The sequence below is a fragment of the Pantoea sp. PNT03 genome, from assembly GCF_014852515.1.
In the GTDB taxonomy this organism is placed as follows: Bacteria; Pseudomonadota; Gammaproteobacteria; order Enterobacterales; family Enterobacteriaceae; genus Pantoea; species Pantoea leporis.
Map to the genome: position 1 here is coordinate 64,292 of NZ_JACVBT010000006.1, position 18,699 is coordinate 82,990.

The 18,699-nt window shown below is 57.5% G+C and carries 19 protein-coding genes; 5 read left to right on the forward strand and 14 right to left on the reverse strand.

Features of this window, described 5'->3' with window-relative positions:
- Positions 1-3: 3 nt before the first annotated feature.
- Genes IB226_RS20000 through IB226_RS20020 form a run of 5 tightly spaced genes read right to left on the reverse strand, consistent with a single transcriptional unit; the run spans position 4 to position 4,794 of the window.
- Complete coding sequence (locus IB226_RS20000) at positions 4-504, reverse strand: YbaK/EbsC family protein (RefSeq protein ID WP_192236806.1); 501 nt, start codon at positions 502-504, stop codon at positions 4-6.
- A gap of 27 nt (positions 505-531) precedes the next feature.
- Positions 532-1,332 carry a hypothetical protein gene (locus IB226_RS20005; protein WP_192236807.1) on the reverse strand — a complete coding sequence of 267 codons (801 nt, stop codon included), beginning with the start codon at positions 1,330-1,332 and terminating at the stop codon, positions 532-534.
- A gap of 5 nt (positions 1,333-1,337) precedes the next feature.
- A complete protein-coding gene (locus IB226_RS20010; protein WP_110868247.1) occupies positions 1,338-2,045 on the reverse strand; it encodes a class II glutamine amidotransferase in 708 nt (235 codons plus the stop codon).
- A complete protein-coding gene (locus tag IB226_RS20015) occupies positions 2,033-3,310 on the reverse strand; it encodes an acetyl-CoA carboxylase biotin carboxylase subunit family protein (RefSeq protein ID WP_192236808.1) in 1,278 nt (425 codons plus the stop codon). Before IB226_RS20015 ends, IB226_RS20010 begins: the two co-directional genes overlap by 13 nt.
- A gap of 17 nt (positions 3,311-3,327) precedes the next feature.
- Positions 3,328-4,794 carry a hypothetical protein gene (locus tag IB226_RS20020; RefSeq protein ID WP_192236809.1) on the reverse strand — a complete coding sequence of 489 codons (1,467 nt, stop codon included), beginning with the start codon at positions 4,792-4,794 and terminating at the stop codon, positions 3,328-3,330.
- Between the two features lie 196 nt (positions 4,795-4,990).
- On the opposite strand from IB226_RS20020, the gene IB226_RS20025 reads away from it, so the two are divergent.
- Positions 4,991-6,424, forward strand: coding sequence for a PLP-dependent aminotransferase family protein (locus IB226_RS20025; RefSeq protein WP_101763882.1), 1,434 nt, complete (start codon positions 4,991-4,993; stop codon positions 6,422-6,424).
- Positions 6,425-6,496: 72 nt separating this feature from the next.
- Here IB226_RS20025 and IB226_RS20030 read toward each other — a convergent pair whose 3' ends face one another.
- The 9 genes from IB226_RS20030 to IB226_RS20070 all read right to left on the reverse strand — a co-directional run bounded on the left by IB226_RS20030 (position 6,497) and on the right by IB226_RS20070 (position 15,721).
- The gene (locus IB226_RS20030) at positions 6,497-7,744 is read right to left on the reverse strand and encodes a valine--pyruvate transaminase (protein WP_192236810.1); all 1,248 of its coding nucleotides are present in this window, start codon (positions 7,742-7,744) and stop codon (positions 6,497-6,499) included.
- Between the two features lie 81 nt (positions 7,745-7,825).
- Positions 7,826-8,800, reverse strand: coding sequence for a glyoxylate/hydroxypyruvate reductase GhrB (gene ghrB / locus IB226_RS20035; RefSeq protein WP_192236811.1), 975 nt, complete (start codon positions 8,798-8,800; stop codon positions 7,826-7,828).
- A 50-nt stretch (positions 8,801-8,850) separates the two neighbouring features.
- Positions 8,851-10,134, reverse strand: a complete 1,284-nt coding sequence (locus IB226_RS20040) for an MFS transporter (protein ID WP_101763879.1) — start codon at positions 10,132-10,134, stop codon at positions 8,851-8,853.
- A 179-nt stretch (positions 10,135-10,313) separates the two neighbouring features.
- Entirely contained in the window at positions 10,314-11,258 is a 945-nt protein-coding gene (locus IB226_RS20045) for a sugar kinase (protein ID WP_008105274.1), read from the reverse strand.
- Between the two features lie 10 nt (positions 11,259-11,268).
- Positions 11,269-12,015, reverse strand: coding sequence for a sugar phosphate isomerase/epimerase (locus IB226_RS20050; protein ID WP_192236812.1), 747 nt, complete (start codon positions 12,013-12,015; stop codon positions 11,269-11,271).
- 125 nt (positions 12,016-12,140) lie between these two features.
- Complete coding sequence (locus tag IB226_RS20055; RefSeq protein WP_192236813.1) at positions 12,141-13,166, reverse strand: LacI family DNA-binding transcriptional regulator; 1,026 nt, start codon at positions 13,164-13,166, stop codon at positions 12,141-12,143.
- A gap of 58 nt (positions 13,167-13,224) precedes the next feature.
- Positions 13,225-14,229 (reverse strand): LacI family DNA-binding transcriptional regulator, encoded by a 1,005-nt coding sequence (locus IB226_RS20060; protein WP_137384838.1) that lies wholly within the window; start codon positions 14,227-14,229, stop codon positions 13,225-13,227.
- A 159-nt stretch (positions 14,230-14,388) separates the two neighbouring features.
- Entirely contained in the window at positions 14,389-15,051 is a 663-nt protein-coding gene (locus tag IB226_RS20065) for an OmpA family lipoprotein (protein ID WP_101763875.1), read from the reverse strand.
- A gap of 109 nt (positions 15,052-15,160) precedes the next feature.
- Positions 15,161-15,721, reverse strand: coding sequence for a DNA-3-methyladenine glycosylase I (locus IB226_RS20070; protein WP_192236814.1), 561 nt, complete (start codon positions 15,719-15,721; stop codon positions 15,161-15,163).
- Between the two features lie 140 nt (positions 15,722-15,861).
- Here IB226_RS20070 and IB226_RS20075 point away from each other — a divergent pair, with 140 nt between their 5' ends.
- The 4 genes from IB226_RS20075 to dnaC all read left to right on the forward strand — a co-directional run bounded on the left by IB226_RS20075 (position 15,862) and on the right by dnaC (position 18,696).
- Entirely contained in the window at positions 15,862-16,557 is a 696-nt protein-coding gene (locus tag IB226_RS20075; RefSeq protein WP_137384840.1) for an autotransporter, read from the forward strand.
- Positions 16,558-16,630: 73 nt separating this feature from the next.
- Entirely contained in the window at positions 16,631-17,308 is a 678-nt protein-coding gene (locus IB226_RS20080) for a hypothetical protein (protein WP_192236815.1), read from the forward strand.
- Between the two features lie 111 nt (positions 17,309-17,419).
- Positions 17,420-17,956 carry a primosomal protein DnaT gene (gene dnaT, locus IB226_RS20085; protein ID WP_101763871.1) on the forward strand — a complete coding sequence of 179 codons (537 nt, stop codon included), beginning with the start codon at positions 17,420-17,422 and terminating at the stop codon, positions 17,954-17,956.
- Positions 17,956-18,696 (forward strand): DNA replication protein DnaC, encoded by a 741-nt coding sequence (gene dnaC / locus IB226_RS20090; RefSeq protein ID WP_110868257.1) that lies wholly within the window; start codon positions 17,956-17,958, stop codon positions 18,694-18,696. The genes dnaT and dnaC overlap by 1 nt, the downstream gene beginning before the upstream one ends.
- Positions 18,697-18,699 lie beyond the last annotated feature (3 nt).

The following is an 18,699-nucleotide window of genomic DNA, read 5'->3' on the forward strand; positions in this document are numbered from 1 at the left end:
CGATCAGGCGGTTGCCGTCACCGGTGTTGCGATCTCGGCACAACATTCATTACCGACAACCTTAAAGAAGTCATCCACCTGTAAAGCCACGGAGCGATCCAGTGCCCCGGCGTTAAACCACAGCGTGCCAACGTCGCGCAGGCGCACATCGACGCGCAGCGCTAGCCGGTCATCAAAACTAAACGGCGGCACCGCGCCCATTACGCACTGGGTTAACTCCTGCGCTTTCTCTGGCGCCGCAAAGCTCGACTTCTTGCCGCCAATGGCGCGTGCGGCGCTTTTGAAGTTGATCTTGCAGTCGCCCGGCACAATCGCCAGCAGATAGCGCGCATCCGCGCCATCCGGCATCGTCACTTCCAGCACCATCGCTTTGGCCGCCTGATTGAGATCGTTACCGCGAATCTCGCTAATCAGGTCGGTCTGGCCGATGGCTTCATGCTCCACCACACGATAACGCGCCTGATGGTGATCCAGCAGGGCCGCTACTTTTTCATAGGTATTCATGTTCGTCTCCTCGTCGAAAACCTGGCGTTAACTCCAGGCGATGGCGTGTTTCATTTTTTTGTCGGTCAGGCCAAAGAAGAAGCCCATGGTGATGCGCGTGTCGCCTTCCACGCGATCAATTTCGTGATAAAACGCCGGGTTAAACAGATAGATATCGCCACTGCGCGGTGAGAACTCGCACACCTCGCTGTGTTCGATGACGCCGGTTTGATAACCCAATTCGCCCGGCGTTTTGTACCATTCATCCACCGGCTGCCACTTCTTGTTGAAGATGCGCAGCGCGCCGCCGGCGTTGCACTCCTGCAAACAAACCACGCAACTCAGCTGGTGCAAGATGCGGGTCACCGCCAATCCGCTGCCGGCGGCATCGCGCACGATGTTGTCGTTATGCAGGGGATTGGCGACGCCGTCAGCGTGGAAGCGCACAATCGAACCGGCGTAATCGCCAAGTTCGGGCTCATTAGCGGTTTGCAGGCTTTCCAGGCGCAGCGCGTGCTGCACCCAGTTATAGATCTGATCGCGCAGGCAGTGCAGCGACGACGGCAGCGCGTGCTGAATATCGCGCAGCTCGGTGAAGTAGTTTTCCGGCGCAGCGGTGTGCTTCGCCAGATAAGGGCCGAGCGTGGTCAGCGCGCCGTTTGGATAGTGCGATACCCGCACCTGTTCGCGGCACTGCTGCAAATCCTCCACCACCGCTGCGCGCACGTCCGGCTTGAGGAAGTTACGTAACACCAGCAGCGGCACGCGCGCCGTCACGATGTCATCCAGCCAGGTGCTCTCCACAAACATGTTTGGATGAATAACGCGGATCTGATTGAAAATCGCCATGTTGATCACTCCCCAATTGGAAATTCATGAAGTTCATGGTTGTTCATACGACGCCATTCAGACGCCGTGCCCAGTGCTGAAATAGGTTCAGAAGAGATGAAAGTGGTGTCGTTTTTCTGTAAGCGGTGCAGCGTGAAATAGTTGGGATAGGGCGTGTCGTCGGGATGCCATTGCCACGCCCAGGCTTTATCGCGGGTGACAAAAATGGCGTTGGCCGAACTGCCGCCCGGCGCGACCTGCGCCATCTTGTCGCGCAGATAATCGCGGGTGAAATCGGCGGGCGTGGCGCGATCCACCATATATTCGAGATACTCCGCGGAATCGAAACGCGACTCCGCCATGCCCAATTGCTGATAAACGGTGGGCAAAAAACCGTTATGCATCATGTACCACTGCGTGTCGCCGCTGGTGCGCCACAGCGGATGGGAAAATTCGATACCGTGATTTTTGCTCAGCGTGGCGTGGCGCACATGTACCGCCAGAAAGCGGCCGCGCAGGCGATCAACATCAATGGTCGGCAGCGCATCGGCGAACGTGCCGGTGCCGTGCAGCGTGCGAATGTGCCCTTGCTCCAGCCATAAACAGCCCCAACCGTTGGGATGCTGTTTAATCGGACCTTCGTGCGTGGCGGTTTCGCCGCAGCTCATGGCACGCGCGGCGTCCAGCACTGCGGCGGCATCAAATTGGCCGTGCGCCACAATCATTCTGCACATAGTAAATCTCTCCGAATGGTGAGCGATGAGGCCTCAAGGATCTGATGGAACACCGCCAGAATGTCGTCGCGGCTGGTCGCTGCGAGGCGCAAGGTGGCGAGAATGCCGGCGTGGCGGGTTAAATCGGCATACAGCGAAGAGCGTGGCGAAACTGCCAGCGCGGGCAGATTGAGCGGCGGCAACAGCTGACCGCGCTGATGCTGTGCGATCCAGCGCTCAGCCGCGTCATACTGCAGGCGCTGACGTAAACGCACGCGGCCCACCGCCTGCGGCTGCGCCGGAAAATGCAGCGGCGGCATGCCGTGACCGGCTTCGATGTGGAACGCCACTTCCGCCCAGTTGATGCCGGTGACTTCCTGCACCAGATTCACCACGCCCATGCCGGAAAGGCGGAAGCCCATTTCAAGGAAATGCGGTTCGCCGTTGACCAAAATGAAGTCGATGTGAAATGCGCCCTGACGATAGCCGAAGGTTTCGCAGCAGAAGCTCATCAGGCTGCTAAAGCTGGCGGGCAGCTGCTGCGCTGCGACTGCAACATGGCCGGATTCGTAAAAACTGACGCAGCCGTCGGCATCGCTATGGTGTTCGATCACCTTTTGGCAGCAGGTCAGCGCCACCGCATGGCCGTTCGCCACCACGCCTTGCAGCGAATACTCATCGCCCGCCAGCCAGCTCTCCACGATAAAACCGCTGAAGCCGCGCCCGCCGTAATTCATGGTGTCGACCAGCTTGCCGATCACCGCATCAAGCTGGCTGGCCTGTTTCACCAGCCAGACGCCAAGACCGCCGCCGCCGTCAACCGGCTTGATCACGCAGGGATAGAGCAACGCGTCTCGCGCATCCCGAATGCTGAGCGGCGAGGCAAAAAAGCGAAACTCCGGCTGCGGAAAGCGCTGCCAGGCTTTGCGCAACGCCATACGCTGCGCGTACTTATCCGGCGGAATAAAGCTGGCACCGGCGTCGGGCCCCGCCAGCAGTTCGCGTACGCGACCGGCGCTGGAGTTGTAAGCTTCAAAGCCCGCCAGCACCACGTGAGGATGCTCCATCAACCCGGCATGCAAACAGGCTTGCAGTACATCCCACGGATTTTCCGGGCGATCGAGCCGCACAATCAGATCGAACGGCAACGGGATGCTCAGCGATTGGTAATCGACGAAATCGCCCATCTCCGCCAGCACGGTAAAGTAGCCGTCGCGTTTGGCCACCGCGCAGTAAGGATTTTGTCCGTCGCGGGTGGCACCAATCTGCAGGAAAATCTTTCTCATCGCGTTGCCTTACCGGGTTAACGCCCGGAGATCACTTCAGTGACGACGTCGTGCATGACCCCGTTATTCACCTGAATCACTGCTTTGTGCGGGTCAAAACGCAGCACGCGCGAAAGCGCATCGCCGCGCTGTTCGTCCAGCAGTGAACTCACCTGCTTGCTACGCCAACAGTGACGCATCTGCGCCACGGTCAAACCAGAGCGTTGCTCCAGCTGCTGCGCCAGCCCCAGGTCATCGCTTTCGCCGCGCAGCAAGGCGCGCACTGCCGCTTCGTCCGGCGCATCGACCAACTGCTGCAACCAGCTTTTCAGCTGATTGCCTTCGGCGATAAACGGCGAATAGATCATGCAAACCAGTTGGGTTTCATTGAGGCCAAATGCCTGTTCGGCGAACTGCGCGGCACGCTGGCGGGCGCGCTTAATCGCCTCATCGTCCTGATAACGTGCCGCCATCTCATCAATCAGCTGCGGCGGGAAATCTTTTTTCACCATCAGCCCGAGCGCAAAGCGCACATATTCGCGAATGCCTTCGGCGTAGCTGCGCTGCAACAGCGTCTCCGCACGCAGACCGCGAATATGTGCCATTAACGTCGGGTTCCCGCAGTCCGATTCGGAGAAGCTGAACATCAGTTCATCAAAGCGGAAATGCATAAATTCAGTCAGCAGCGCCCAGTGCGCGCCCGCTTCATAGGCGGTGTCCTGATAGATATTGAAGAACAGCGGATCGCGTTCCAGCTGCCAGGTAATGCGGTGCGCGGGCGTCACCTGATCGGCACCGTAGATATCGGCGAAATAGCGCTCGGCCACGCCATCCAGCGTCTGCAGGAAGCCGCTAAAGCCGCGCGATTTATCCGCCACCGGAGCCGCAAACAGCCGTGAAAGGTGGCGCGCCCACGCCAGATAAGCGGTTTGTTCCTGCGGCGAATCGCCGGTGATGATCACATCAACGCCGCCGTCGTAATGCGCCGCCAGGCCAAACGAGTTCACCATGCTGAGATTACAGGCGTTACAAAACGTGGAGCGCGCATCGGCGCGGAAGCGATGGCCATTCATCAGCACATCGTTGCGATTCTGCTGGCGCACGCTGTCTGGCATCGGTAAATGGCGATCGAAGTGGCGGATTTGCAAGCCGTCAGTCACCAGACATTCGGTAAAGTCATCATCGTGGATGTGCAACGCGCGATACACGCGATCGATATTCTCCATTACGCTGTCGTTCATTGCTGCATGGCGATTGGTGCTGATGCGCAGCTGAAAGGTGCTGCCATGTTGCAGCCAGATCAGCCCCTGAATGTAGCGCACGTACGCCACCATATAGCTGCTGTCTTTGCCGCCGCCGTAGGCCAGCAGCACGCGGTTATTCTCCGGGTGAGTGGCATCCGGGAGCGCGGCAAGTAAACGGCGTGAACAGTGTTGCGCGGAATCGATAATCGTGGGGGTGAGATATCCACTAATCTCTCGCATCAGGGTGGACAGATTATTCATTTTTCACTTCATCCTTTGGCTAAAAAGTCGCTGCTGCCGTGCTGGCGGCATCAGACGGGAAATGGGCCACGAAGGTGCTACGGAATGAATGCCTTAAAGACGATTGCGCGGGTTATCAATTAACTAATGCAGCCTAAAGTACTTTGAATGTAATCTGGTGAAAACGCACAGATCCGGACGAAATAGGGTGGAACAGATGGCGGGTGAAACGGAACAGGGCAGTCGTTACCGTCAAATCGCAGAGCAGATAAAACAAGCCATTCACAGCGGCTCGCTGCCGCCCGACAGCCGTTTACCGTCGGTGCGCACGCTGGCGACGCAATACAGCGTCAGCATGACCACCGCGCTGAAAACATTACGCACGCTTGAGGATGAGCACTACGCGGTGGCGCGTCCCAAGTCCGGTTTTTTTGTCGCCCCGCGGCCTGTTAATAAAACCTTTCCCACGCTCATCAACGAGCAAGCGCGCGAAGTGGCGCCGCTCGATGAGCAGACCGAGCTGCATCTGGCGATGCTCGGTTCAGACTGCCGCGTGCGGCTGGATCTGGCCAACGGCGACCTTTCACTCTATCCGGTGAAGAAGATTGGTTTGCTGATGCGCCAGATGGGTTACAGCAAACCGGCGCTGCTGGGGAATACCGTAAAAGGCACCGGCTACGCGCCGCTGAAAAATGAAATTGCACGCCGCGCGGTGGATTATGGCTGCAATATCAATGCGGATGACATCCTGATCACCAACGGCTGCATCGAAGCGATTTCGCTGGCGCTACGCGCCACCACGCGGCCAGGCGATATCGTCGCGGTGGAATCGCCGTGCTATTTCGTGTTGCTGCAGATGCTGCATAACCTCAATCTGCGGGTGATTGAGGTGGAAGCCGGGCCGGAAGGTTATGTCAATGTGGAAAAACTCACTTCACTGTTCCAGCGCAAAGCGGTGCAGGCGTATCTCACCATCAACAACATCAATAATCCGCTCGGCAAAAGCATTCCCAACGAGCAGAAAGCCTATATCGCGCGTCAGGCCGACGAGAACGATGTGGTGATCATTGAGGATGATATCTTCGGTGATACCGCGTTTGGCGAGCGCCGTCCGTTCCCGATGCGTGCCTTCAGCCCGAACGCTATTTTGTGCAGCGGCTTCTCGAAAACGGTTGCGCCGGGCATTCGCATTGGCTGGGTGCACAGCAGCAACTACATGCGCAAAATCGCCTCGCTGAAATACACCACCAGCATGGGCACGTCGGTGTTGTCTCAAGCAGCGATTGCCGAACTGCTGCGCAGCGGCGGCTATGATGCGCATCTGCGTAAGCTACGGCGCGAGTTGAAGAATCAAATCCAGCATATGCGTCAGGCGGTGCTGCGCTACTTCCCGCCGGGCACGCGGGTGTCTGATCCTGAAGGCGGCTATGTGTTATGGGTGGAAATGCCGATCGGTGCGCTGAATGTGCGCGCGCTGTTTCTCAAGGCGCGCAACGCGGGTATCGGTATCGCGCCGGGCCACATTTTCGCTACCGATCACCGCTACGATCACTGTTTTCGACTCAATGCCGGTTTTGGCTGGAATGCCGAAGTGGAGCAGGCGATTCAACAGCTGGCGCAGTGGTGCCAGCTATCTATAACGCAGGGATAGCGCAATAGATTGCGCCGCTACGGAATGTGCACACAATCGTAGCGGCGCGATTCATCGCGCGATTTTGAAGCTTTAATTCTTAAACGCGGCTTCCAGCTCTTCCGCCAATATCTGCACCGCGCGCTCAATCTTCTCTGCATCCGGCACATAGTTCATGCGCATGCATTGATGGGTGTGTGGCCATTCATGTTCCAGCCCGGGGAAGAAGAAGTGGCCGGGCACCATCAGCACGCCGCGCGCTTTCAGGCGCTGATACAGCGTTTCGGTGCTGATCGGCAGATCGCGGAACCACAGCCAGAGGAAAATCGCGCCTTCGGGTTTATGAATCAGGCAGCGATCTTCCGGCAAATAGCGGCGCAGAATCGCAATCGTCTCGCTGACTTTGGCCTGATAGAACGGCTTAATCACCTCTTGCGACAGCCGCAGCAAATCGCCGCGTACGATCATCTCATTAGCAATCGCTGGGCCGATGCTGCCCGGCGCCAAACTAATAATGCCGTTCATGTTGCCAATGGCGGTGATAGTGCTCTCATCGGCGACGATAATGCCGCAACGTGCGCCTGGCAGGCCAAGTTTCGACAGGCTCATGCACAGAATGGTATTGGGATTCCACAGCGGGCGCGCTTCGCTAAAGATGATGCCGGGGAACGGCACGCCGTACGCGTTATCAATCAGCAGCGGTACGCCGTGCTGCTGCGCCAGCGCATCCAGCTGCAGCAGTTCATCATCGGTGATCACGTTGCCGGTTGGGTTGGTCGGGCGCGAAACGCAGATCAGGCCGACATCGTCATTCAGCGGCAAATGGTCGAAATCAACGTGATATTTGAACTGGCCTTCCGGCAGCAGCTCAATGTTTGGCTTGGCGGAGACAAACAGATCCTCTTCCAGACCGGCATCGGCGTAGCCGAGATATTCCGGTGCCAGCGGGAACAGCACGCGCTTTTTGCTGCCGTCGGCGCGACGTCCGGCGAACAAGTTGAAGAGATAGAAAAACGCGCTCTGGCTGCCGTTGGTCAGCGCGATGTTTTGCGCGGTTAATGGCCAGCCAAGTTCCTCACGCAGCATCTTCGCCAGCGCATCCAGCAGCAGCGCTTTGCCGCGCGGACCATCGTAGTTGCACAGCGCTTCGCTCAGCTGGCCGTCCTGATGCATCTGCATCAGCAACTGGTTGAAATAGTCATTCATCGCTGGGATCTGCGCCGGATTACCGCCGCCAAGCATGATGGTGCCGGGCGTGCGCAGGCCTTCACCCATGTCTTCCATCAGACGTGAGATGCCGGAGTGTTGAGTAAATTTGTCGCCGAACTGAGAAAAGGACATAGGAAGTTAAAACGTTGTGAAATCGAATGGGGAACCACCATAGCGCCCGCCGCTGGCAGGCGCAATGGGTAAAAGGCAAGCTTAGCCTTGGATCTGCGGGTTAACGCAGTTTTTCTCGACTTTGCCGCTCAGGGCGGCGATCAGGTTATCTACCGCGTCGCGCGCCATGCCGTAACGGGTTTCATGGGTGGCGGAACCGATGTGCGGCAGCGCGACCACGTTCGGTAGCGTCAAAATTTCGGCATCGGCGGGCACCGGCTCAACTTCGAACACATCCAGACCGGCGGCGTGGATAGTGCCGTCTTTCAGCGCCGCCGTCAGTGCTTGCTCATCCACCACCGGACCGCGACCGGCGTTGATCAGAATTGCGCTTGGCTTCATCAACTTGAGCTGCGCCGCGCCAATCATATGGTGCGTCTGTTCGGTCAGCGGCAGGCTGATGCAGACAAAATCACTCTCTTTCAGCAAGGTTTCCAGATCGCAGGCACGCGCACCAAAGCGGGTTTCCGCCTCTTCATGCTGACGACGCGCGTTATAGAGAATGTTCATGCCGAAGCCAAAGTGCGCACGCTGCGCCAGCGCGAGGCCGATGCGGCCCATGCCGAGAATGCCGAGGGTTTTGTGGTGCACATCAATGCCGAAATGATCCGGTCCGATGCTCTTTTTCCACTCGCCGTTTTTGACCCACTTATCCAGCTCGGTCACGCGACGCGCGGTGCTCAGAACCAGCGCCATCATGGTATCGGCGACGGTTTCGGTCAGCACGGTTGGTGTGTGCATCAGCAGCACTTTGCGTTGATTCAGCGCATCAACGTTGAAGTTATCGTAACCCACCGACACAGTGGAGCAGGCGCGCAGCGCGGGCATTTTTGCCAGCAGCTCGCCATCCACTTTGCCGCCAGAGCCGAGCAAACCTTGCGCCTGTTCGAACTGTGCCGCGTGTTTTTCGATAGTTTCCGGGGAAATGTCGTGCACTTCAGTGACGGTGAAATGGGCATCCAGTTTGGTGCGCAGGTCATCTGGCAGGCTCTTATAAAGAATCACAGCAGGTTTCATCTTTTGCTCCCTTTAAAATGTAGGGGAGGCTTTAAGGCCTCCCGAATCGATTACGCGTGCTTCGCCCCGTGAACGGGCGGCGGCGTTTTGTTCTGGGCTGGTTTGACGATCAACGTCAGCCAAACCGAAGCCAGCAGCGCAGCACCCATGAAAATGTAGGAGGCGGCAGGCGAACCGGTCGCGCCATTAAGATAGCCTACAATCCACGATCCGACGAAGGAACCCAGTGCGCCCATGCTGTTGATTAATGCCATCGCACCACCGGCAACGTTGCGCGGCAACATCTCCGGAATGATGGCGAAGAACGGACCATAAGGCGCATACATCGCCCCACCGGCAATCACCAGCAGCGTATACGACAGCCAGAAGTTGCTGGAACCCACCAGATACGAACCGAGGAACGCCAGCGCGCCAATCAGCAGCAGCGGCCAGACAAACAGTTTACGGTTCTGGGTTTTATCTGACGCCCACGACACCACGATCATCGCAATGGTCGCCACCAGATACGGCACCGCAGACAGCCAACCGGCTTCCACCATGCCCATCTGCGAACCGTTACGCAGAATGGACGGCAGCCACAGCACGAAACCGTACACGCCGATGCTCCAGGCAAAATATTGCAGGCACAGTAGGATCACGTTGCGATTACGGAACGCTTCACCGTAGTTACGTACCGCTTTAATCCCTTCCTGCTCTTTTTGCAGCTGCGCCTGCAGCGCGGCTTTCTCGCTTTCGCTCATCCATTTGGCCTGGGCAGGTTTGTCCTGCACCAGGAACCACCAGGCCACCGCCCAGATCACTGCCGGGATGCCTTCAATGATAAACATCTCGCGCCAGCCAAAGGACTCAATCAGATAGCCGGAAACCACCGACATCCACAGCACCGTCACCGGATTACCGAGGATCAGGAAGGTATTGGCGCGCGAACGTTCGGATTTGGTAAACCAGTTGCTGATATAGATCAGCATCGCCGGCATTACCGCCGCTTCCACCACGCCGAGCACAAAGCGGATCGCCGCCAGCATCGGAATGTTGCTGACCACACCGGTCAGCGAGGCGCAGCCGCCCCATAAAATCAGGCACCAGAAAATCAGCTTCTTCACGCTGCGACGTTCGGCGTACAGCGCGCCGGGGATCTGGAAGAAGAAGTAGCCGAGGAAGAACAGGGCGCCCAGCAGCGATGACATGCCTTTGGTGATGCCGAGATCGTCATTTATCCCTGCGGCAGAGGCGAAGCTGAAGTTCGCCCGGTCCAGATACGCCAGACTGTAGGTGATAAACACGATGGGCATGATAAACCACCAGCGTTTTGGCGCGATTGTCTGCGATTTCATGGGTGACTCCTCTGGTTGAGGTGGACGCATTCAGTGGATGCGCCTCGCGATATTGTTGTAGTGGGTACAGCTATTTGGTTTCGTACGGACCCGTAGCGGCGCAATTTATTGCGCTTCTGGCAGCGAAGCCGCTGCGAAAAGCGCGCGATGCATCGCGCCGCTACGGGATTGTGCTGTTATCAGTAATCGCCCAATGCCGCGCGCGTCGGCAGGCCTTCGCTGTCGCCAGCGACCTGAATCGCCAGCGAACCGATCTTATTACCGCGCAGAATCGCCTGCGGCAGGGATTTTCCTTCCAGCAAAGCGCTGATCAGCCCAACCGCAAAGCCGTCGCCGGCACCCACGGTATCGACCACATTCTCGACGCGAATCGGTGCGACCTGGCCTTGCTGGCCGTCGGCGGTTTTGTACCAGGCGCCGTCGCCACCGGTTTTGATCACCACCGCTTTCACCCCTTTATCGAGGTAGAAATCGGCGATGGCTTCCGGCTGGCGGTAGCCGGTGAGAATCAAACCCTCTTTCTCGCCCGGCAGCACCCAATCGGCGTATTCCGCCAGATGATTGAGTTGCTTGCGCATCTCCTCTTCGCTGCGCCATAACACCGGACGCAGATTAGGATCGAAGGAGATGGTTTTGCCTCGCGCGCGCATCTCTTTTGCCGCGTGTTGCGCCAGGGCAAGCGAGCTGTCAGAGATTGCCGCCGCCACGCCGCTTAAATGCAGATGGCGCGCGCTGCCAAAGTAGTCGTCGTTGAAATCGTCGGGCGACAGATGGCTGGCGGCGGAGCCTTTGCGGAAATATTCGACTTCCGGATCGGAGCCGTCATCGACGCGGGATTTGAGCTGGAAGCCGGTGCGATAGCGCGCGTCCGTGGTGACGCAGCGGTGATCGACGCCCTCTTTTTCCAGCTGTTGCAGTGTGAAGCGACCAAAACTGTCGTCGCCGACGCGGCTCACCCAACCGACCTGCAAACCGAGGCGCGCCAGGCCAATCGCCACGTTGAGTTCGGCCCCAGCAATGCGTTTGACGAAGCCTTCTGCTGCGGCGAGATCGCCGGTTTGCTGGGCGATAAACATCGCCATCGCTTCACCAATCGTCACCACATCCAGCGTTTTTTGCGTCATCATCGGCTCCTTACGCTGCACGCAGCAGGTCAACGTAATGGCGAGTGACCGCCAGCAAATCCGCGCCTTCCAGCGGGAATTCGATGCCGCGCGGTGCGTCGGTTGGCAGCGCGTTCAGCAGCGTGCGCCAGCTATCGTCGGCCTGATCCAGCGCGATCGCGCGGAAAGTAGCGCCGTGTGGCACCGCCGCTTTAACGTGGATGTAGCTAACGTAGCGACTGAGTTGCGCGGCGGCCTGCAAACCGTCTTCGCCGGTCCACTGCCAGTTGCCCATATCGAAGGTCATATCCAGCGGCAATGCGGCATCGCAAGCCTGATGGAAGAAGCGCAGCATCGGTGCCAGTTTGCTGTCTGGCGTTTGATCGTTCTCAACCACCAGCGTCACCGTTGATGCTTTAAGTACATCGAGCAGCGCGCGCGCATCAAGTTCAACGAAATGGCCAAGAGCCACTTTCAGGCGCTGAGCGCCGATTTGTTCGGCTTCCTGCAGGAACTGCGCCAGACGGGGATTCAGCGCACCATCATCCAGCCACAACGCTTCCGGCACGGAATAACTGGCGCTCAACTGATGCTGGGAAATCGCATTGCCCAACGCATGCAGCAGGCAGAGTTCATTTTCGTTGAACAGCTCGCGACGAATTTCGACGCCATCTGCGCCGGCCTGTTTGATCAGCGGCAACAGCGCGGCCTGGCCACCCAATTCCGCTACTTTCTGCGCGCCGTATGCGGCAGTTACAACAATAATTTCTGGTTTCATCACGTTTCTCCGGGCATGACCACATCCCATTCGTTATAAAAAACCTAAATGGAACCGGTTCCAAAGGAAAGGCGCAGACCGTGAAATTATGATCATGCTCACGAAGTGAGCCATAAAAGGCCGGCTTAGCGCAGCGGCTGGCTGGAGCCGCGTACGATCAGTTCGCCGGAGAAGAGCTGTTCGCTGACCGGTTGCTCGCTGCCCTCAATGCGCGCGATAACCTGCTCCAGCGCGGCGTAACCAATCTGCCAGGTGGGTTGCTTTAAGGTGGTGATGCCGACGCCTGCCAGCGCCGCCCATTCCAGTTCGTCAAAGCCCAGCAGGCCAATCGCTTCGCCCCAGCGCAGCGCAAGGCGCTGCAGCGCGCGCGCCACTTGCAAGGTCAGCGCGCCGTTGGCGGCGATCACCGCACAGCGTTTGTCGGGATGGCGCTGGTGGAATTCCCGCAGCTGTTTTTCCAGCGCGTCGGGCTGATGCAGCGCTACCTCGGCATTCTCTGCCGCAATCTGTGGCGCGTTTTTTACCGTGTCGTAGAAGGCGCGCAGGCGCTCGCGGCGGGTGTTGACGCTGCCGAGCGGCTCGCTAAGGAAGAGCAGGGCTTGATAGCCGTTATCCAGCAAATGTTGGGTCGCAACCGTGGAGGCTTCAACGTTGTTGAGCCCCACCATATCGCAGGCGAAATCGGGGATTTTCCGGTCAATCAATACCATCGGCAGCATCGACTGTTGCAGGCGATTGAGCACTTCTTCATGCATGCCCACGGCATTAACCACAATGCCTTCCACCTGATAGCTGCTGAGCAGTTGCAGGTAATGTTGTTCGAGATCGACTTCGTTGTTGGTGTTACACATCAGCAGGGTAAAGCCCTGCGCACGACACGCCGCTTCGATGCCGCTCAGCACGTCAACCGAGTAAGGATTGGTGATGTCGGCAATGATCAGGCCAATCAAACGCGTGCGGCCGCGTTTCAGTCCGCGCGCCATCTGGCTGGGACGATAGTTGAGTTCGGCGATGGCCTGTTCGATACGGGCTTTGAGATCGGGCGAGAGCAGATTCACTTCGCCATTCAGATAGCGGGAAACGCTGGTTTTACCGGTTTTTGCCGTACGGGCAACGTCACTGATTGTGGCTCGTGGCGGCCTGGTTTTCATTGCTTACACCTGCTGAAAAGAAACAGGCGAAGACTAACACAGCTCGCGCCAGGCGCAATCATTGCGCGTCAGAAGTGAGTCGCAGCACCGGCTGCCAGAGCGTTTGCAGATCGCCTGGCGGCACATCATCGAGCAGTTGCAGCACCATTTCGGCGATGCGCTCGCCAATGTGCTGCTGCGATGATTGCAGAATGGTGTTCACCGGCTGATCGACAATCGAATCGGGCGGCAATCCATCATACACATACAGCGGAATCGCCTGCGCGCCCTTGAGGCGGGCCGCTTGCTGCAGCGCAATCGCGGCACCTTCACCCAGCGTGCTGCAATCGGTGATGATCGCCTGCGGCGCGTCGCCTTGCGCCAGCCAGGCATTGGTTTGTTGATAGCCGGAGCGGCGTGTGGCGGGTAGCGCGGCCATCAGGGATTGATCGACCGGCGCCTGATGCTGAATCAGCGCATCAATGAAACCCTGGCGGCGATCGAGGATGTAAGTCGCCGTTTCGTTACTGCCGAGATAGGCCAGACGCGGCCATCCTTGTTGCAGGCAGTGTTCTGCCGCCAGGAAGGTACCGGCGTGATTATCGTAATCGATCCACGCGTACGGCAGCGGCAGCTCGCTGCGGCCGAGCGTCAGGAAGCGGAAACCCTTCTGCTGCAAGCGTTGCAGTCGCGCATCCTGCGGCAGGGTGTGGGTTAAAATCAGCGCATCGATGGCGCCGCTGCGCAGCATGCGGATCAGCTTACGCTGTTGCCCTTGCGGTTTGTCAGGCAGCAACAGCAAATCAATATCGTGCTGGGCGAGGCGTTGATCCAGCATCAGCAGCATTTGGCTGTAATAGCTGTCATTGAGCGAGGCGTGGCTGATGGGAAAGAGCAGACCGACCGCATTGGCGCGCCCGGTTTTCAGGCGGCGGGCAGCGTCGTTGGGGCGATAGCCGCGCGCATTCGCTTCATCTTCAATGCGTTTACGCGTGACGGCCGCTACATCGTCATAGCCATTTAGCGCCCGGCTCACGGTAGTAACAGAGAGGCCAAGGGTAGCGGCGATGGCTTTGAGTGACATGATAGCGTCCCACTGATCAATTTTTGATCACGCTAGCATAAAGGAAAAGGCGGCTCTATCGGTTACGAATTTTTTAGCTTTTTCTAACAAAGATGGCGTCAAAAGAGGCGGAAAAATGTGACAAAAGCCGATCTGTTCGTGCAGATCGGCTCTTTACTTTTAGCCCAGTGGGCTGAGGGTGATCTCAACGCGACGGTTCTGTGCTTTACCGTCTTCGGTGCTGTTGCTGGCAACCGGATTATCCGGGCCTAAACCCTGGGTGCGCAGACGGTTTTGCGCCACGCCTTGCAGAATCAGACCGCTGGCCACGCTGTCGGCGCGCTGCTGTGACAGGCGCATATTCAGCGCGCGCGTGCCGGTACTGTCGGTGTAGCCCACCACATTCACGGCGGTTTTTGGATACTCTTTCAGCACCATCGCCACGCCGGTCAGGGTGTTGGCGCCCGCCGGTTTCAGGTTGCTGCTGTTGGAATCAAAGGTGACGTTATTCGGCATGTTGAGCACGATGTTGTCGCCCTGACGCGTCACGCTGACGCCGGTGCCGCGCATTTTGTCGCGCAGTTTCGCTTCCTGCACATCCATATAATAGCCCGCGCCGCCGCCCAGTGCGGCACCGGACGCCGCGCCAATCAACGCACCTTTACCGCGATCTTTCTTCGACGACGACAGCACGCCCACGCCCGCACCCAGCACCGCGCCCAAACCAGCACCGATACCCGATTTGCCCGCCTGCGATTCGCCGGTATAGGGATTGGTGGTACAACCCGACAGCGCGAGGCTGCCGCTCAGTAACAAGGTCAGCGCCAAAATACGCTTATTCATGAAAAATCCCTCACAGATATAAACGGGGAAAAGCCCCAAAACGGCACTATTATGCCGTTCAATTATGGGGAAATGCGTGAGGGTCAGTCTTAATTTGTAAACTTTTGCTTTAAAGATTATCAGGATGGCAAAAACAGCTGGTTTGATGATCGTTAATTAAGCCGCAGGCCTGTAGAAATGAGTGGCAGGTTGTGGGGCCGACGAATTTAAAACCACGCTTCTTAAGTGCTTTCGACAGCGCAATCGCGGGCTCGGAGGTCGTTGGCGCGTCTTTGTAATTCGCGTAACGGTGCAAAATCGGCGTATGGTCGACAAAAGACCAGATAAAGCGTGAAAACTCCTGTCCGGTGGCTTCCAGCGCCAGCAAGGCACGCGCATTGTTGATGATCGCTTCCAGCTTGCCGCGATGGCGAATCAGTCCCGCATTTTGCATCAACCGTGCCATGTCGCTTTCATCCATCAACGCCACGGCTGCGGGATCAAATTCATGGAACGCGCGGCGGTAGTTTTCGCGTTTTTTCAGTACCGTAATCCATGAAAGTCCTGCCTGTTGGCCTTCAAGACAGACCATTTCAAATAAGACTCGCTTATCGGTTTGCGGCACGCCCCACTCTTTATCGTGGTACGCCAGATACAGTGGATCCTCAGTTACCCAGCCACAACGTTGCATTGCATCACTCCCTTAGCCTATGAAATAGCGGTAGTTCCCTTGACGAATGGCAAAAGCGATTAATAGTTATACAAGGGGCGCCGATATAGATCTTATAAAACCTAAACGCCCATCTCTTCCCGGCTCGTCAGGAGTCCTTCATGTTGCAGAAAAGTCAGCGGACAGGCCAGCATATAATCGCGCTGGCTTTTGGCAGTGTATGGCTATTTTTTCTGGCCGGGAATACCTATGCCTTTGATCAATCGAGCCAGAATAGCGCACCCGATTACAACGCCATACTTGCTGAAAAAATTTCCAGTAATCACCTGATGTTGACAGAAAACCCCGATGCCAACCTGTTTGACGCCGCGCTTAACTCGCCGAATGACTACGCGCTGGTGATGCACAGTGAAACCGCCAGCGTCGGCGCTACGCCTTTTGTTAATCGCTACTCTGCCGGCTGGTCGATGCCGATGAGTAAAGCGGTGAGCACCGGGCCGGTGGCGCAGTTTGCGGTAGATGATTCGACTTTGAGCTGTCCGAAGTGCGCAGGAGTGGATAGCAACAACGCCGAGCACATTGCCTCCGTTGGCTGGCGCGTGGATTCTAGCTTTAGTGGGATATCGCCGTGGGCGCAGGTAAGTTACAGCCATCTGGTAAATGAAGAGTTGCCATCGCCCACCCGCGAACGAGCCGAGGATATCAACGGACGGGAAAATAATTGGGTGGATGTCAGCGTCGGCGCAAATATGCCGCTGGGGCAAAATATGGCGGCCTTTGCTTCTTTTGCGCAAACCGGCGCAGTGACCAGCGGTGAGCAGTTTATTTATAGCCTGGGCGTCAGCGCCAGCTTCTAATCGGCATAAAAAGAGAAGTGACAAAACCTGAGGTCCATATACTAAGCGCGCTAATCATTACTTTGGTCACAATATGCGCAACAATATTATTCTTATTAGCCGTGAAGTTACGGCCTTTCTCATCAGTGGATTGGTGCTCGTTTTCTGTATGGCGATGGTCTACATCGACGTCAACTGGATGAACGATGCCCTGCACGAAACCTCCTTCACCGAAATCACCCAGGAGCTGATGCTCTTGCTCATCGCCACCTTCTATTTCCTCTCGGCCTGGCAGCGGCCATCACAACGCAGCGTGCTGATCCTGGTCGGCGGTTTTTACAGCTGCATGCTGATTCGTGAGATGGACTTCCTGTTCGATTTCATCAGGCACGGCGCATGGCTGTGGTTTGCGCTGGCGACGACGGCGGCCTGTCTGGCGATGGCCTTCCGCCAGCCGCGCCAGATCCTGCCCGGCCTGGCGTCGCTGGTTCAGCATCGCAGCTGGCAGATGATGGCCGCAGGTTTACTGGCTATTTTGGTGTTTTCGCGCCTGTTTGGCATGCATCAGCTGTGGGAACATCTGATGCTCGATGGCTATAACCGCGTGGTAAAAAACATGGCGGAAGAGGGCAGCGAGATGTTTGGCTACAGCCTGTGCCTGATCGCATCGGCTCGCTATCTTTGGCAAACCCGGCCGCAGCCTGTCGCGGTTCGAGTGCCGCACGCGTCACGCCATGTGGATCGCGCTGAACCGCTGACGATGCCACGCTAATCGCTGCGACCTTTTTGACGATCACTTGTCCTAAAACAGGTACACTTACCGCATAACGCCGGGCTGAATTTGCCGCCCGGCGCACCATGCTGGTTAACGTCAGGTTTCTTCATGTCAGTCAAAATCTTATCTTCAACGTTGGTGGGGCTGGATGGCTTCTGCCATGACCCGCTCGCCGTGCTGCAGCAGGCCGATAACGGCACGCTGGCGGTGCTGCATAACAATACGCCGGCGTTTTATGCGCTCACGCCGCAGCGTCTGGCGCAGCTGCTGGCGCTGGAAGCCGCCGCGCAGCAGCCCAATGATGTCACGCTGGATGAGAGTCTGTTTCAGACCGAAAGCGCGCCCATCGCCACGCCGGTGGGCAAGTTCGCGATGTATGAAGGCTGGCAGCCCGATAGCGATTTTCAGCGTCAGGCCGCGATCTGGGGCGTGGCGTTGAGTGAACCGGTTACCGCCGCCGAGCTGGCCACGTTTGTGGCGTACTGGCAGGCGGAAGGCCGTTTGTTCCATCATGTGCAGTGGCAGCAGAAGCTAGCGCGCAGCGTGCAGATGAATCGCGCCGCCAATGGCGGACAGCCAAAGCGCGATCTCACGCAAATCAGCAATACTGATTACGATATTCCCGATGGATTCCGAGGTGAGTAATGAAAACGCCGAACGATCTTTTTAGTCGCCTGAAAAAGATGATGCCGTCCGAAGTGCAGCCGAAATTCAAAAGCGGCGCGGAGCTGCTGGCCTGGAACCAGGAACAGGGCCGCTTGCGCTCGGAAGCGATTGTGCGAGAAAACCGCGCGATGAAAATGCAGCGCATCATGGGGCGCTCGGGCATCCGCGAGCTGCACATGAACTGCTCGTTCGACAACTATCGCGTGGAAAATGATGGGCAGCGCAAAGCGCTGGCCATGGCGCGCGAATACGCCGCCGGATTTGAAAACAGCATCTCCAGTTTTGTTTTTTCCGGTCGTCCCGGCACCGGTAAAAACCACCTTGCCGCGGCGATTGGTAACGATCTGATTATTCGCGGTAAAAGCGTGCTGATTGTGACCGTGGCCGACTTGATGTCGAGCATGAAAGGCACTTTCAGCGGCGGCAGCGATTTAACTGAAGAGCGCCTGCTGCACGATCTCAGCCATGTGGATCTGCTGGTGATCGATGAGATCGGGATGCAGAGTGAATCGCGCTATGAAAAAGTGATCATCAATCAGATTGTTGATCGCCGCTCATCGTCGAAACGCCCAACGGGCATGTTATCGAACCTCGATCCCGCCGGCATGAATTCGCTGCTGGGTGAACGCGTGATGGACCGTATGCGCCTCGGCAACAGCTTGTGGGTGCGCTTTGACTGGGAAAGTTATCGCAGCCGTGTGCGCGGTGATGAGTATTGAGGA

What these genes read in the sequence shown, in the direction of transcription:
- IB226_RS20045 (WP_008105274.1), bottom strand. Translation starts at nt 11,258, where the DNA reads ATGACGCAAAAAACGCTGGATGTGGTGACGATTGGTGAAGCGATGGCG.
- IB226_RS20005 (WP_192236807.1), bottom strand. Translation starts at nt 1,332, where the DNA reads ATGGCGATTTTCAATCAGATCCGCGTTATTCATCCAAACATGTTTGTG.
- IB226_RS20025 (WP_101763882.1), top strand. Translation starts at nt 4,991, where the DNA reads ATGGCGGGTGAAACGGAACAGGGCAGTCGTTACCGTCAAATCGCAGAG.
- IB226_RS20040 (WP_101763879.1), bottom strand. Translation starts at nt 10,134, where the DNA reads ATGAAATCGCAGACAATCGCGCCAAAACGCTGGTGGTTTATCATGCCC.
- dnaC (WP_110868257.1), top strand. Translation starts at nt 17,956, where the DNA reads ATGAAAACGCCGAACGATCTTTTTAGTCGCCTGAAAAAGATGATGCCG.
- dnaT (WP_101763871.1), top strand. Translation starts at nt 17,420, where the DNA reads ATGTCAGTCAAAATCTTATCTTCAACGTTGGTGGGGCTGGATGGCTTC.
- IB226_RS20020 (WP_192236809.1), bottom strand. Translation starts at nt 4,794, where the DNA reads ATGAATAATCTGTCCACCCTGATGCGAGAGATTAGTGGATATCTCACC.
- IB226_RS20010 (WP_110868247.1), bottom strand. Translation starts at nt 2,045, where the DNA reads ATGTGCAGAATGATTGTGGCGCACGGCCAATTTGATGCCGCCGCAGTG.
- IB226_RS20030 (WP_192236810.1), bottom strand. Translation starts at nt 7,744, where the DNA reads ATGTCCTTTTCTCAGTTCGGCGACAAATTTACTCAACACTCCGGCATC.
- IB226_RS20075 (WP_137384840.1), top strand. Translation starts at nt 15,862, where the DNA reads ATGTTGCAGAAAAGTCAGCGGACAGGCCAGCATATAATCGCGCTGGCT.
- IB226_RS20080 (WP_192236815.1), top strand. Translation starts at nt 16,631, where the DNA reads ATGCGCAACAATATTATTCTTATTAGCCGTGAAGTTACGGCCTTTCTC.
- IB226_RS20015 (WP_192236808.1), bottom strand. Translation starts at nt 3,310, where the DNA reads ATGAGAAAGATTTTCCTGCAGATTGGTGCCACCCGCGACGGACAAAAT.
- IB226_RS20060 (WP_137384838.1), bottom strand. Translation starts at nt 14,229, where the DNA reads ATGTCACTCAAAGCCATCGCCGCTACCCTTGGCCTCTCTGTTACTACC.
- IB226_RS20000 (WP_192236806.1), bottom strand. Translation starts at nt 504, where the DNA reads ATGAATACCTATGAAAAAGTAGCGGCCCTGCTGGATCACCATCAGGCG.
- ghrB (WP_192236811.1), bottom strand. Translation starts at nt 8,800, where the DNA reads ATGAAACCTGCTGTGATTCTTTATAAGAGCCTGCCAGATGACCTGCGC.
- IB226_RS20050 (WP_192236812.1), bottom strand. Translation starts at nt 12,015, where the DNA reads ATGAAACCAGAAATTATTGTTGTAACTGCCGCATACGGCGCGCAGAAA.
- IB226_RS20070 (WP_192236814.1), bottom strand. Translation starts at nt 15,721, where the DNA reads ATGCAACGTTGTGGCTGGGTAACTGAGGATCCACTGTATCTGGCGTAC.
- IB226_RS20065 (WP_101763875.1), bottom strand. Translation starts at nt 15,051, where the DNA reads ATGAATAAGCGTATTTTGGCGCTGACCTTGTTACTGAGCGGCAGCCTC.
- IB226_RS20055 (WP_192236813.1), bottom strand. Translation starts at nt 13,166, where the DNA reads ATGAAAACCAGGCCGCCACGAGCCACAATCAGTGACGTTGCCCGTACG.